The organism is Streptomyces mauvecolor (genome assembly GCF_039532965.1).
GTDB lineage: Bacteria > Actinomycetota > Actinomycetes > Streptomycetales > Streptomycetaceae > Streptomyces > Streptomyces violascens.
Map to the genome: position 1 here is coordinate 47868 of NZ_BAAASQ010000009.1, position 12431 is coordinate 60298.

A 12431-nucleotide genomic window follows, 5' to 3' on the forward strand; every position below is an offset into this window, starting at 1 on the left:
GACACGCGGCGGCCGTCAGAGGTCGTTGCCCGCGTACGACAGGTTGAAGCTCTTGTTGGCGAGGGGGAAGTCCGGGACGATCGTGTCCGCCAGGGCGACCGGCAGCGCCGGCCAGTTGAAGAACGACGGGTCCACCGGCTTCACCCGGGTCAGCGTCCCGTCGGGGGCGAGCTCGACGCGGGTGGTGATCGCCCCGCGCCAGCCCTCGACGATCCCGGTTCCGCTCGGCCCGGCAGGGTGCCTCGGCAGCGGCACCGTCATGTCGCCGGGCCGCAGCTCCGCCGCGAGCAGTGCCGCGAGTTCGAGCGAGGCCTGCGCCTCCTCGGCCCGCACCAGGAACCGCGCGAGCACATCGCCCGAGGCCTGCGTAGCGGGCACCTGCGGGCGGCCCTCGGTGGTGAAGGGATGGTCGAAGCGCGCGTCGGCGCTCAGGCCGCTCGCCCGCGCCACATAGCCCAGGCACCCCAGGTCCCGCGCCGCCTGTGCGCTGAGCGCGGCCGTGCCGGTGAACCGGTCGCGTACCGTCGCATGGCCGAGGGCGAGCTCCGTGATCTCCCCGAGGTCCACGGCGACGCGCGCCAGCAGAGCCGGGTCCGGCACCGAGGCGAGGCGGGCGCCGCCGGGCACGACCGCGCCGCGCAGCAGCCGGTGCCCGGTCGTCGCGTCGGCGAGCCGCAGCAACTGCTCGCGGATGCGCAGCGCATGGGAGTTGAGGACACCGTGGCCGACGTCGTTGCAGAGCGCGCCGAGGTCGGCGACGTGATTGTGCAGCCGCTCCAGTTCGAGCACCAGCGCCCGGGCCCGGCGGGCCTCCTCGGGCACCTCGACGCCGTACGCCTCCTCGACCGCTAGGCAGTACGCGAGCCCGTGCCCGACCGCGGTGTCCCCGCTGACGCGCTCGGCGAGCCGCATCCCGCCCGCCGCGTCCCGCCCCTCGAAGAGCTTCTCGATCCCCTTGTGCACGAACCAGAGCCGCGCCTTGAGCCGGATGATGGTCTCGCCGACCACCGAGAACCGGAAGTGCCCCGGCTCGATGAGCCCGGCGTGCACGGGACCCACCGGGATCTCGTACACCCCGTCCCCCTCGACCGCCAGGAACGGATACGGCCCCTCCTGCTCGCCGAACGGCGGCGCGGCCCCGGCGTCGGGCCGCATCGGGTACCAGCCGCGCGGCCAGTGGTAGTGGCGTACGAGCCGGTGCGGGAGCGGGTGCCCGAGCGGCACCACTCCGTGCAGATCCCGCATCTCGCGCTCGAACCGCCCTGCGGGAAAGGAGAGGCGGGCCAGCGTGGGCACGGACGGCTGGTCCGGATCGAGGCGTACGTGGAGTTCGGTACGGGTGTCCGGCGGCCCCGAGACGAACAGGTACACCACGCGCACGGCGCCCTCGTCGTGGTGCGCGGCCACCAGCGCGAGCCGCTGCCCCGAGTCGAGCAACTTTTCTACCCGGCAAGGGAGTTCGGATGTGCCGATCTCCTCGGTCCTGCGGTTCATCGGGCGGCCCCCGAGGCGATGTCCGCGGCCGCGGTGAGCAGCGGCAGCAGCGGTTGTACGGTCAGGCCGAGCGCGGCACAGCACAGCAGTCCGGCGCCGAGCGGCAGCCCGCGGGCCGCGCCGATCGGCACCGGCGCGGTGAGGTCCGCCGGTGCCGGACCGAGCACCATCTTGGCGGTGCGGGCGGCGAGCGCCGCGAACGCGACCAGGGCGAGCAGCAGGGCGACGGCGAGCGGCCACCCCATCCCGGCCGCGAAACCGGCCCGTGCCAGGCCGAGTTCGGAGGCGAACAGGGCGAACGGCGGCAGCCCGAGCAGCGCCACGACGGACAGCGCGAGCGCCCCGCCGAGCCCCGGCGAGAGCGCGATCAGCCCCCGGATCCGGCCGATCTTCGACGTGCCCCGCAGCTGGAGCAGTTGCCCGGACGCGCAGAACGCCACCGTCTTGGCGAGCCCGTGCCCGGCGATGTGCAGCAGCACCGCCGACAGGGCGAGCGGCCCGCCGAACGAGGCGCCGAGCGCGATGAGCCCCATGTGCTCCATGCTCGAATACGCCAGCATCCGCTTGTAGTCGCGCTGCGCGAGCAGCAGCCCGGCCGCAAGCGCGAGGGTGAGCAGTGCGATCGCGGCGAGCAGCCCGCGCGCGAAGCCGGTGCCGAGGACCAGGTCCCCGATCACCTTGTACCGCAGCACCGCGCAGAACGACACCGCGAGCAGCACGCCGGACATCAGCGCCGACACGGGCGAGGGCGCCTGGCTGTGCGCGTCCGGAAGCCAGGCGTGCAGCGGTACGAGCCCGGCCTTGGCGCCGTAGCCGAGCACGACCAGGGCGATGCCGAGCCGGGTGACGTTCGGGTCGAGGCTGCCCGCGTGCCCGACCAGGACCCGCCAGTCGAGTGCGCCCCCCTCCGGGATGCCGGCCCGGCGGGCGGCGTAGTAGATCAGCACGGTGCCGAGGAAGGCGAGCGCGATGCCCGCCGAGCAGATCACCACGTACTTCCAGGCCGCCTCGACGGAGGTACGGGTGCGGCGGTGGCCGACGAGGAACGCGGTGACGACGGTGGTCGCCTCCACCGCCACCCACAACACCCCCAGGTTTCCGGCGAGTACGGCCAGGCACATCGCGGCGAGGAAGGCGTGCACCAGGAGGTGGTAGCGGTGCGCGGTCCGGTCGGCGGCCCGCCCGGCCGCCCGCTCCCCGGCCAGATGCGCGGGCCCCGCAGCGATGGCGAGGGCCGCCACGGCCCCGACGACGAGCAGCATCCACACGGTGAGCGCGTCCGCCCGCAGCACCTCGCCGAACGCCGACACCGGCCCGCGGTAGGGGACGTGGGAAGCGAGCGCGCCCCCGGCTGCGAGGATCGCGGCGGGGGAGACGAGCCCGGCCCAGCCTCTGGTCCGGGGCGGGGGTGGTGACGGCTCCGGCTCGACCGGCAGGGCGAGTCCGGGAGATTCGGCGCCGCCCGGGCCGACACGAACGGGAACACGTACCGGCGCTTTGCGGGCAGCCGGAATGCGCACGTGCGTATCGGCCCGCTCGGCGGCCAGGGCGTGCCCCGCGCAGACGGTGAGCGGGACGGCCACGGGGGCTACTAGCAGCAGGGTGGTGAACATGCGAACCTCGTCAGTCGCAACATCCGGTCCTCGGGGGTCCCCCCTCTGGCCCTTGAGGCCATGGGGAGATCGAGGAGCGGGGTCTGGGGCGGCGCCCCCCACGCGGCGGAGCCGCACAGTGTCGCAGCGGGAAGGGGCGGGGTGGGGAAAGCTCAATCGTGCAGGCCCTGAAGGTCGTCGATCCGCGCCGCCGACCCGAACGCGTCCCGCATGCGCGTCGTGAGGATGTGCAGCACGAGCACCGCGAGCAACAGATCGAAGGACACCCCGAGTTCGACGATCAGCGGCACCCCGGACGCCGCGAGGAACGCGATCGCCGTGATGCCGTTGTCGAGCAGCAGGAACCCGATGACCTGGGCGGCCGCGTGCCGCCGGGTGGCCAGGACGAAGAAGCCGATCAGGACGACCGCGAGGCCCACCGGCAGCGCCCGGGTGACCGGGTTCGGGTTCAGCGCCACCAGCGGCCGGGCGACCACGTACGCGAGCAGCGTCAGGGCGGCGGCGGTCAGGAGCGAGCCGGCCCCGTTGACCAGGGGCCGTGTCTCCTCGTGGGCGCCACTGCCCGCGAGGGCGCGACGCAGCAGATAGGGGAGCGCCCCGGCCCGGAGCAGTCCGATGCCGACGGCCACCGAGACCAGGTCCCAGCGCGTCTCGTGCAGACCGATGAGCGCCGCCACGCCCGCGAGGGCCATGCCCTGAACGGTGAACGCCCTTACTTCTGCGGCGAGTTCGCGCCGCCACAGCATCACTACCGCCGCGAGCAGGAAGGCCCCGCAGCACAGGTCGAGCAGCTTGGTGAACAGCGTGTCGCTCAGCACCGGCTCACGCCCCGCTCAGAAAGTACGAAGCCGTCACCGCGAGCAGCGACAGCAGGAACGAACCGGCGAGAAGCTCGGGCACCCGGAAGAGCCGGAGCTTCGCCCAGAACACCTCCGCCGCCGCGAGCGCGGCCCCGAGCAGCGCCACCTTCCCCGCACACACCGCGAGGCCCATGACCAGCGCGCCCGCCGAGGCGGTCGTCGCGATGCCCCAGGGTGCGAACAGCGAGGCGAGCAGGCCGAGCAGCACGGTGAGCCGCATCTGGGCGCCGAGTTCGACGAGGGCCAGGTCGGGACCCGCGTACTCCAGGACCATCGCCTCGTGCACCATGGTCAGTTCGAGGTGGGTGGAGGGGTTGTCGACGGGCAGGCGCCCGGTCTCGGCGAGTACGGCCACCGCGAGGGCGGCCGTGGCGAGCAGCCCGGCGGGCGAGACGAGCCGGTCGGGGTCGAAGAGCGCACCCGACACGATCGCCGGAAGGTTGGTCGAGCCGGTCGGCAGCGACAGGGCGAACACCGAGACCAGGATGGTCGGTTCGACGAGCGCGGCCAGGGTCATCTCGCGGGACGCGCCCATCCCGCCGAACGCCGTCCCGCTGTCGAGTCCCGCCAGCGCCAGCGTGACCGTGCCGAGCGCGAGCAGCGCCACCACCACGATCAGGTCCGAACTCCCGCTCACCACCATGTCGGTCGAGGCCAACGGCACCAGTGCCGCGACCACGCCGGTCGTCGCGACGAGGAGGACGGGGGCCGCGCGGAACACCGGGCCCGTGCCGAGCGAGGTCACCGCCTCCTTGCGCAGGAGCTTGCGCAGATCCCGCCAGGGTTGGCCGACACCGGCCCCGGCCCGCCCCTCAAGCCTCGCCCGCACCTGCCGCATCAGCCCGCAGAGCAGCGGCGCACCGGCCACGACACCGCCCACCTGCACGGCCACCGCGGCCGCTCCGATGACGTTCACCAGCCCACCGCCAGAACGAGAAGCAGCGAGACGAGGCCGAAGAATCCGTAGCCGAGATAGAGGTGGATCGACCCGGTGGCCAGCCGCCGCGCGGACTGCCCGGCGGCGGACAGCGCCGCGAGGACCGGGCGGTAGAGCCGGTGCTCGATCCGGTCGGGCACCCGGTGTCTGAACCGCACCCGCTCCTCCAGATAGGCGGATTCCCGTACGGGCGTGACGCTGACGTCCTGCTCGGGCGCGAGCACATGCTGGAAGACGCGCTGCAGTGGCTCGGCGAACGACGTCGCCGTGTACGTCATGCGGGCCGTCGGCGCACCGCCCCCGCAGTCCCACAGCTTGGCGCCGGTGCGCCGGGGCCGCCGCGCCACCAGGCGTACGAGGGTGGCCGTGGCAAGCGCGGCGAGGGTGAGGGCGAGCGCGATCCACAGCGGCGCGAGCCCACTGGAGACGGTCCGCAGCCGCACCGCGGTGCCCCCGCCGACCGCCGGCTCGGCCCCCGCGACCGCCACCACCCGGTCGAGCGCGGGCCCCAACTCCCCCGGGAACAGGGCGAGTCCAGCACAGGCGAGGGCGAGCAGACCCATGCCGGCGAGCACCGCGCGCGGGCTCTCCCGGGCCCCGGCCGCCGCCTCGCCGCGCGGCCGGGCGAAGAACCCGACGCCGAACGCCTTCACGAAGACGGCCGCCGAGAGCCCGGCGCTCAGCGCGATGACCGCGACCGCGAGCGGCAGCACCACGGCCGTCGCCATGCCCGGCACCGCGAGCCCGTGGATCAGCGACTGCAGCAGCAGCCACTCCCCGGGGAAGCCGTTGCCGGGCGGCAGGGCCGCCGCGCCGAGCGCGCCCACCGCGAACAGCGCCGCCGTGACCGGCATCCGGGCGCGCAGGCCGCCCAGCAGGTCCAGATCCCGTACGCCCGTCGCGCGCACCACCGAACCGGCCGCGCAGAACAACAGGCCCTTGAAAGCGGAGTGGTTGACGAGGTGGAGCAGCGCCGCGGCGAGGGCGAGACCGGCCAGGCGCCGGTCGCCGTCGGCCGCGAACAGGCCGCCCGCGCCGACCCCGATGAGTACCAGGCCCATGTTCTCGCTGGACGAGTACGCGAGCAGGCGCTTCAGGTCGGATGCCATCGCGGCGTGCAGAATCCCGTACACGGCGGACGCTCCGCCCGCGCCCATCAGTACGAGCCACCACCAGGGCGAGCCCCCGCCGAGCAGGTCGAGCCCGAAACGGATGATCCCGTACACGCCGAGGTTGACCATCGTCGCGCTCATCAGGGCCGAGACGGGGTCCGGTGATTCGGTGTACGCGCGCGGCAGCCACGCGTGCAACGGGGCGATCCCGGCCTTCGAGGTGAACGCCACGGCGAGCAGCGCGAACACCGTGCCGCGCCAGGTGGGCCCCAACCCGTTTGCTGCGGAGCGCAGTTCGGGGAAGGTCTGGCCGCCGGCCCGTGCGGCGAACAGCGCGAGCCCGGCGAGCAGCGCCACGAAGCCGAGCTGGGTGAGCACCGCGTACCAGACCCCGGCCTCGCGTACCGCGCGCCTCCCCCGAGGGCTCGACTCCTCTCGGCCGGGCCTCCGTCGGTGTTCGCCGAGCACCAGGACCAGCGAGCCGATCGCCATCAGCTCCCACAGGAGCAGGAACGTCGAGACGGAACCGGCGGCCGGGACGAGCACGAGGACCGCGCCGAACGCGGGCAGGACCCAGCTCGCGGTCCGCGACGCGCGCCCGTACCCGGCCGCGTACACCGCGACCGCGAGCACCACCGCGCCCGCGACCGCCATGAACAGGCCCGAAAGGGCGTCCACCTCCAGGCGCACCCCGCCGAGCGGAAGCAGCCAGGGCAGCTCGGCGCTCCAGTGCCCGCCGCCGAGCGCGGCCACGCCCGCGGTGAGGCCGGCGGCCCCCACCCCGGCGGTCAGCGTGCCGCCGGCCGCGCTCACCGGCCCGTCACCGTGCGCAGCGCCGCGACGATCCGCTCCGGGCGCGGCGGGCAGCCGGGCACCGTGAGGTCGACGTCCACGACATCGGCCACGGCGCCCTCGACCCCGTAACCCCCGCTGAATTCACCGCAGTCGAGGGCGCAGTCGCCGACCGCCACGACCACGTTCGGCTCCGCCGTCGCGGCCACCGTGCGGCGCAGCGGCACCTTCATGTTCCGCGTGACCGGGCCCGTCACCAGGACGACGTCCGCGTGCCGCGGCGACGGCACCAGGTGGGCGCCGTACCGCTCGGCGTCGTACACCGGCCCGAAGGCCGCGGCGATCTCGATCTCGCAGCCATTGCACGACCCCGCGTCCACGCAGCGGACCTGCGCCGATCCGGCCAGCGCGGGGAAGCCGCCGGGGCTCGGGCGCGGCGGGGCGTCCTCCGCCACCCGCCCGGTCTCACGGATCTTGCGCAGCAGACTCATGCCCGGCACAACCGGCCGTGGCCGGATTCCGGTTACGAGCGGAACGCGGGCTTTGACAAGGTTTGGCCACCCTGAGGGGAGCGGTTGGCTCCCGTGTGGCGTGCGGCTTGCCTGCGACGCCGCAGCCCGGCTCCGTTACGCTATTTGCATGGGAGCGCAAATGGAGAGCTGGGACGCGGAGCGGGCCGACCGGGCGGTCACCGTCCTGAAGGCGGTGGCGGACCCCTCGCGGTACCGCCTGCTGTGGGCGCTCAGCGGGGCCGAGCTGCCCGTGAGCGCGCTGGCGGAGCTGCTCGGGGCGCATGTCGCCGCGACGTCGCAGCACCTGGCCAAGCTCCGTTCCGCCGGGCTTGTCACCTCGCGGCGTGACGGTACGCGGATCTTCTACCGCGCGGCGGGGCCGGGCGTGCGCTCGCTCCTGGAGGAGGCGTCCGTGGTGGCCCTCGCCGCATCGGCCGAGGGGGTTTCCGCTGACCCCGCCGCCGGGGTCGCCGCCCCGGTAAGGGCCACCCGCAGGGCCAGGGCCCCACGCCCGGTGACCGAGTAGCACCCCCACCGGGCACCCACCCCTCCGCGGAGCGGAAGGCGTCGGGGCCGGCCGGGGTCACGCAGTGGCCGCCTCGTCCAGCCGGTACTCCTCCCGCTCCACGTCGTACCCGTACAGCTCCGCATACCGCCCCCAGTCCGTCGCCGTCTCCAGCTGCTGGGTGACCTGTTCGCTCGTGTAGTGGTGCGCCAGCACATCGCGGAAGAAGCCCGCGCGCAGCGTGCCGCCGGGGCTCTGGCGCAGGCTGGTCGTGATCAGGCGGACCAGGGGGGCGTCCGGCGCGGCCGCCGCGAAGATCTCCTTCGAGCTCCGCACGTCCGCGCCCGCGAACGTCGTGCCCCGGTCGGTCAGGACCAGGTCGTCGCCGCTGACGGCCGCGAAGCCGAGCAGTTCGAGGGCGTCCACCAGCGGCAGGACGTCGTCGATCTCCAGGCCGAGGTCGTCGGCGAGGTCGGCCAGGTCGCAGCTGCCGCCGCGGTGCGCGACCATCTCGGCGAGGCCGGACAGGCCGTCCACGCTCGCCCCGGGCAGCGGGGTGTTCGCCGGGGTGCGCCGGTCGGGTTCGAGGCCCTCGGGGCGGCCGGGGAGCCGGGTTTCCTTCGCGCGGCCCGTCATCGTGCGGTAGACCCGGTCGATGAGCTCCTCGAAGGCGGGCGCGTTGCGGTCGCGGGGCCGGTCGAGCCCCACCGCGAAGGTCTCGCGGATCGTGCCGTACGGCCGCGAGCCGAGCACCACGATCCGGTCCGCCATCAGGACCGCCTCCTCGATGTTGTGCGTGACCAGGACGATCGCCCGGGTCGGGAACTGGCCCGACTCCCACAGCTCCATCAGCTCGCCCCGCAGGTTCTCCGCCGTCAGCACGTCGAGCGCGGAGAACGGCTCGTCCATCATCAGGACGTCCGGCTCGACGACCAGCGCCCGCGCGAAGCCGACGCGCTGGCGCATGCCGCCCGACAGCTCCTTGGGGTAGGCGGACTCGAAGCCGTCGAGACCGATCAGGTCGATGGCCTGGCGGGCCGCGTCGGAGCGGGCGTCCGCCGGTACGCCCCGGGCCTCCAGGCCCAGCTCGACGTTCTGCAGCACGGTGAGCCAGGGCAGCAGCGCGAAGGTCTGGAACACCATGGCGGTGCCCGGGTTCGCGCCGGTCAGCGGGGCGCCCCGGTAGGACACCGTGCCGGAGCTCGGCGGCACGAGCCCGGCCAGGCAGCGCAGCAGTGTCGACTTGCCCGAGCCCGACTTGCCGAGCAGCGCGACGACCTCGCCGGCCCGCACCTGGAGGTCGATGCCGCCGAGGACGGGCAATTCACCGTCGGCGCCGGCGTACGCCTTGGTCAGGCCGACCGTTTCGAGCAGGATCTCGCCGTCGGCCGGGCGGGCCGCTGCCGGGGCCACCGCGTGCCGTGCGTTGCGCAGGGTGCGAAGGGTGTTCAGAACCATGAGGGGGCTCCAGAAGTACTCAGGGGTGTCAGAGGGCGTAGCGGGTGTCGGCGAGCCGGTACAGGCGGCGCCACAGCAGGCGGTTGAGGCCGACGACGTACAGGCTCATCACCGCCACGCCCGCGAGCAGGTGCGGGAAGTCACCGGAGGCGGTGGCCCTGGCGATGTAGGCGCCGAGGCCGGTGGCCGTCAGGGTCGTGCCGCCGAAGGTGACGACCTCCGCGACGATCGAGGCGTTCCAGGCACCGCCCGACGCGGTGATGCCGCCGGTGACGTAACTGGGGAAGATGCCGGGCAGGATCAGCCGCTTCCAGCGCTGCCAGCCCCGTACGCCGAGGTCGTCCATGGCCTCGCGCAGGTCGCTGGGGATCGACATGGCGCCCGCGATGGTGTTGAAGAGGATGTACCACTGGGCGCCGAGCGCCATCAGGAGGATGCCGCCGATGTTGATCGACAGGCCCGTCCTGAGGAAGAACCAGACGGCCAGGGGGAAGAGGAAGTTGGCGGGGAAGCTCGCGAGGACCTGGACGACCGGCTGGGCGATCCGGGTGAGCCGCGGCGAGAAGCCGATCTTCACGCCGATCGGCACCCAGACGACGGTGGCCGCCGCTACCAGGACGACCACCCGGGCCAGCGTCGCGAGGCCGAGCAGCAGCGGCTCGCCGAAGACGCCGAGGCCGGTCTCGTCGTGGAGGTAGCGGCCGAGGTCGAACAGGCCCCACAGGATGAGGGCGCCCGCCACGACGGTGAACGTGATGTCGCCGGTGCGCCGGCGCGCCCCGTCGACGTGCAGCGGCCGGTCGTCGGTGCCGAAGACACGGCCCGCACCGCTCAGGGCCCGGCCCACCGGACGGAACACCGGGCCGAGCAGCCGGGGCCAGTTGGAGCGGCGCAGGAAATCCAGGACGACCGAGCGCTGGACCTCGCTCGCCTCGGACTGCTCGTTCTTGAACTTCTCGGCCCAGGCGGTCAGCGGCCGCCAGAACAGGAAGTTCACACCGATGACCATGACGGCCATGGTGAGGATGGCCCAGCCGACCTTGCCGAGGTCGCCGTCCGCGATGGCGGCGCCCGCGTACGAGCCGACGCCCGGCAGCGCGTAGTCCCTGTTGTTGACGCTGATGGCCTCGGAGGCGACGAGGAAGAACCAGCCGCCGCCGAAGCTCATCATGCCGTTCCAGACGAGGCTGATCATCCCCGAGGGCACCTCCACCCTCCAGAACCGCATCCACCGCGTGAACCTGAACGACCGCGACAGCTCGTCGAGTTCGCGGGGGAGCGAGGTCAGCGAGTGGTAGAAGCCGAACGTCATGTTCCAGGCCTGCGAGGTGAAGATCGCGAAGATCGACGCGCATTCCAGGCCCAGCATGGAGCCGGGGAACAGGGCGATGAACCCGCTGACGGCGACCGTGAGGAAGCCGAGCACCGGCACCGACTGGAGGATGTCGAGCGCCGGGATCAGAATGCGTTCCAGGCGCCTGCTCTTGGCGGCGGCCAGCGCGTACACGAACGTGAAGACGATCGAGGCGGCCAGCGCGATGAACATGCGGAGCAGCGAGCGCGCGGCGTCGTACGGCAGCCGGCCGGGATCCGTGTCGACCTTGATCGACTGATCGGTGGAGAAGCGGACCGTGGTCCCGTGGCCCACCTGGAGCACGACGTAGAAGAGCACGAGCACGGCCGCGGCGACCACCGCGTCGACCCAGCTCAGCCGGGCCAGGCGGCCGGAGAAGCGGGAGGTGACCCGCGTTGCGGGGCTCGTCCGGAACGACATCACAAGAAACCTCCGACCACACTGTGGGCACAGGAGTCCCGAGGGCGCGACCGCGCACCCCGGCGCGGCGGAGCCCGACGTGGTGAGAAAGAACAAGGGGGGCGAAGCCCGGGAATCCGGGCGCACCGCGCCGTCGCCCCGGCCCGGTGCCGAGGGGCGGGAGGTGACGGGAAGGGTCAGAGGCGCCCGGCGGGGCGGCGCGGACTGGGAGGATCTGCGTCCATGGCTGCCCCCTTCGGTGACGCGGTTTCCAGTGACTCGTGCAGTCTGCCGCTTCTTGCGCTGATACGCAAATAAGGGGCGTGGGGGTGGGTCAGTTCCGGGCGTCCAGCGCTTCCAACTGGGCCTGCACCGGCCGGAGCTCACGCTTCACCAGCTTGTGCAGCGTCCATACGCTGGGAAGCTTGAGCGTCGTCGGATCGAACCGGATGAACGTCGCCTCCCAGCGAGGTCCGAAGACGACGAGCCCCTTCAGGGCGAAGTCCCAGCGCAGTCGCTTGCGTCCGCCGTTCAGGAGCACCTGCCAGCGGGGGCGCTCGGGGCGCGCGGGCGGCGGGTAGCCGGGCAGCGCCGGAAGCGGCGGCCACAGCCCCGTCCCGGGCGACCCCGGCTCGGTGCGCGAGCGCCGGTCGTACTCCACGGCGACGGCCTCCCTGAACCGGTCGTACGTCGCCGCGTCGCAGTAGGCGAGCAGCACGAGCCGGTCGGGCGGCAGGAGGCGCAGGGCCTCGGTGAATTCCCACACCGTCCCCGGCCCCGGGCCGGCCGAAAGCAGCACCACGTGCGCGCCCGCGATCAGCTCGCTCACCGTGCCCTTCCAGTCGTCCAGCGGAAGGTAGGCGCGGGTCGCGCCGGGCAGCGGAAGGTTCTCGCCGGGCCTGCCGATCGCGACGACCCGGCCGAACTGCCGGAAGCGGCGGACCAGGGCCTCTTCGTGGGTGAGGCCGGAGATGAAGAAGATGTTCTCCAGGTTCGCCCCGCCGCCCTGGATGTCGTCGTTCAGGGCGGCCATCTCCGGGTCGTTCGAGAACGGGCGCAGATACAGGACATAGCGGGTCCCGGCCAGGCTGTCGCAGGACACGACGAGGTCGGCGGTGTGCTGCTTGCCGCGCACCACGACGAGCCGGCCGACGAGGAAGGCCGCGAGCCCCGCGAAGAAGGCCGCCGCCCACCCCAGCAGGCTCATCCACCAGGGGCCCTCCCCGACGGATCCCCAGTGGGCGTCCTTGATGTTCTCCTTGAACTCGAAGAAGCTCAGCAGGCCGACGACCGTGCCGGCCACCCGCAGGGCCCACCCGGCACCGACCAGCACGCGCCCCCTGGCCGCCCGCTGCGCACCGCGTGGCGACAGATCCCTGCCCCGATCCCCGTCCC

The 12431-nt window shown here is 73.3% G+C and carries 10 protein-coding genes; 1 reads left to right on the forward strand and 9 read right to left on the reverse strand.

The features are described 5' to 3' along the window. Window positions 1–15: 15 nt before the first annotated feature. The 6 genes from ABD346_RS12650 to ABD346_RS12675 all read right to left on the reverse strand — a co-directional run bounded on the left by ABD346_RS12650 (window position 16) and on the right by ABD346_RS12675 (window position 7299). Entirely contained in the window at window positions 16–1494 is a 1479-nt protein-coding gene (locus tag ABD346_RS12650) for a hydrogenase large subunit (protein WP_344374545.1), read from the reverse strand. After that, window positions 1491–3107 (reverse strand): proton-conducting transporter transmembrane domain-containing protein, encoded by a 1617-nt coding sequence (locus ABD346_RS12655; protein ID WP_344374546.1) that lies wholly within the window; start codon window positions 3105–3107, stop codon window positions 1491–1493. The genes ABD346_RS12650 and ABD346_RS12655 overlap by 4 nt, the downstream gene beginning before the upstream one ends. A gap of 152 nt (window positions 3108–3259) precedes the next feature. Continuing rightward, window positions 3260–3925: a hypothetical protein gene (locus ABD346_RS12660; protein ID WP_344374547.1), complete on the reverse strand. Its 666-nt coding sequence runs from the start codon at window positions 3923–3925 to the stop codon at window positions 3260–3262. Window positions 3926–3929: 4 nt separating this feature from the next. Beyond that, window positions 3930–4883 (reverse strand): respiratory chain complex I subunit 1 family protein, encoded by a 954-nt coding sequence (locus ABD346_RS12665; protein ID WP_344374548.1) that lies wholly within the window; start codon window positions 4881–4883, stop codon window positions 3930–3932. Next, entirely contained in the window at window positions 4880–6829 is a 1950-nt protein-coding gene (locus ABD346_RS12670) for a proton-conducting transporter transmembrane domain-containing protein (RefSeq protein WP_344374549.1), read from the reverse strand. Before ABD346_RS12670 ends, ABD346_RS12665 begins: the two co-directional genes overlap by 4 nt. After that, window positions 6826–7299 (reverse strand): NADH-quinone oxidoreductase subunit B family protein, encoded by a 474-nt coding sequence (locus tag ABD346_RS12675; RefSeq protein WP_344374550.1) that lies wholly within the window; start codon window positions 7297–7299, stop codon window positions 6826–6828. Before ABD346_RS12675 ends, ABD346_RS12670 begins: the two co-directional genes overlap by 4 nt. 148 nt (window positions 7300–7447) lie before the next feature. Between ABD346_RS12675 and ABD346_RS12680 the strand changes: the two genes are divergently transcribed. Further along, complete coding sequence (locus tag ABD346_RS12680) at window positions 7448–7846, forward strand: ArsR/SmtB family transcription factor (protein WP_344374551.1); 399 nt, start codon at window positions 7448–7450, stop codon at window positions 7844–7846. Window positions 7847–7903: 57 nt separating this feature from the next. On the opposite strand, the gene ABD346_RS12685 is transcribed toward ABD346_RS12680, so the two are convergent. The 3 genes from ABD346_RS12685 to ABD346_RS12695 all read right to left on the reverse strand — a co-directional run bounded on the left by ABD346_RS12685 (window position 7904) and on the right by ABD346_RS12695 (window position 12369). Further along, entirely contained in the window at window positions 7904–9283 is a 1380-nt protein-coding gene (locus ABD346_RS12685) for an ABC transporter ATP-binding protein (RefSeq protein ID WP_344374552.1), read from the reverse strand. A gap of 28 nt (window positions 9284–9311) precedes the next feature. Next, window positions 9312–11057, reverse strand: a complete 1746-nt coding sequence (locus tag ABD346_RS12690) for an ABC transporter permease (protein WP_344374554.1) — start codon at window positions 11055–11057, stop codon at window positions 9312–9314. Between the two features lie 313 nt (window positions 11058–11370). Beyond that, a complete protein-coding gene (locus tag ABD346_RS12695) occupies window positions 11371–12369 on the reverse strand; it encodes a hypothetical protein (RefSeq protein ID WP_344374555.1) in 999 nt (332 codons plus the stop codon). Window positions 12370–12431: the final 62 nt, after the last annotated feature.

Excerpts from the sequence above, each read along its gene's own strand:
- ABD346_RS12680 (WP_344374551.1), top strand. The coding sequence starts at position 7,448 with ATGGGAGCGCAAATGGAGAGCTGGGACGCGGAGCGGGCCGACCGGGCG.
- ABD346_RS12655 (WP_344374546.1), bottom strand. The coding sequence starts at position 3,107 with ATGTTCACCACCCTGCTGCTAGTAGCCCCCGTGGCCGTCCCGCTCACC.
- ABD346_RS12650 (WP_344374545.1), bottom strand. The coding sequence starts at position 1,494 with ATGAACCGCAGGACCGAGGAGATCGGCACATCCGAACTCCCTTGCCGG.
- ABD346_RS12675 (WP_344374550.1), bottom strand. The coding sequence starts at position 7,299 with ATGAGTCTGCTGCGCAAGATCCGTGAGACCGGGCGGGTGGCGGAGGAC.
- ABD346_RS12685 (WP_344374552.1), bottom strand. The coding sequence starts at position 9,283 with ATGGTTCTGAACACCCTTCGCACCCTGCGCAACGCACGGCACGCGGTG.
- ABD346_RS12690 (WP_344374554.1), bottom strand. The coding sequence starts at position 11,057 with ATGTCGTTCCGGACGAGCCCCGCAACGCGGGTCACCTCCCGCTTCTCC.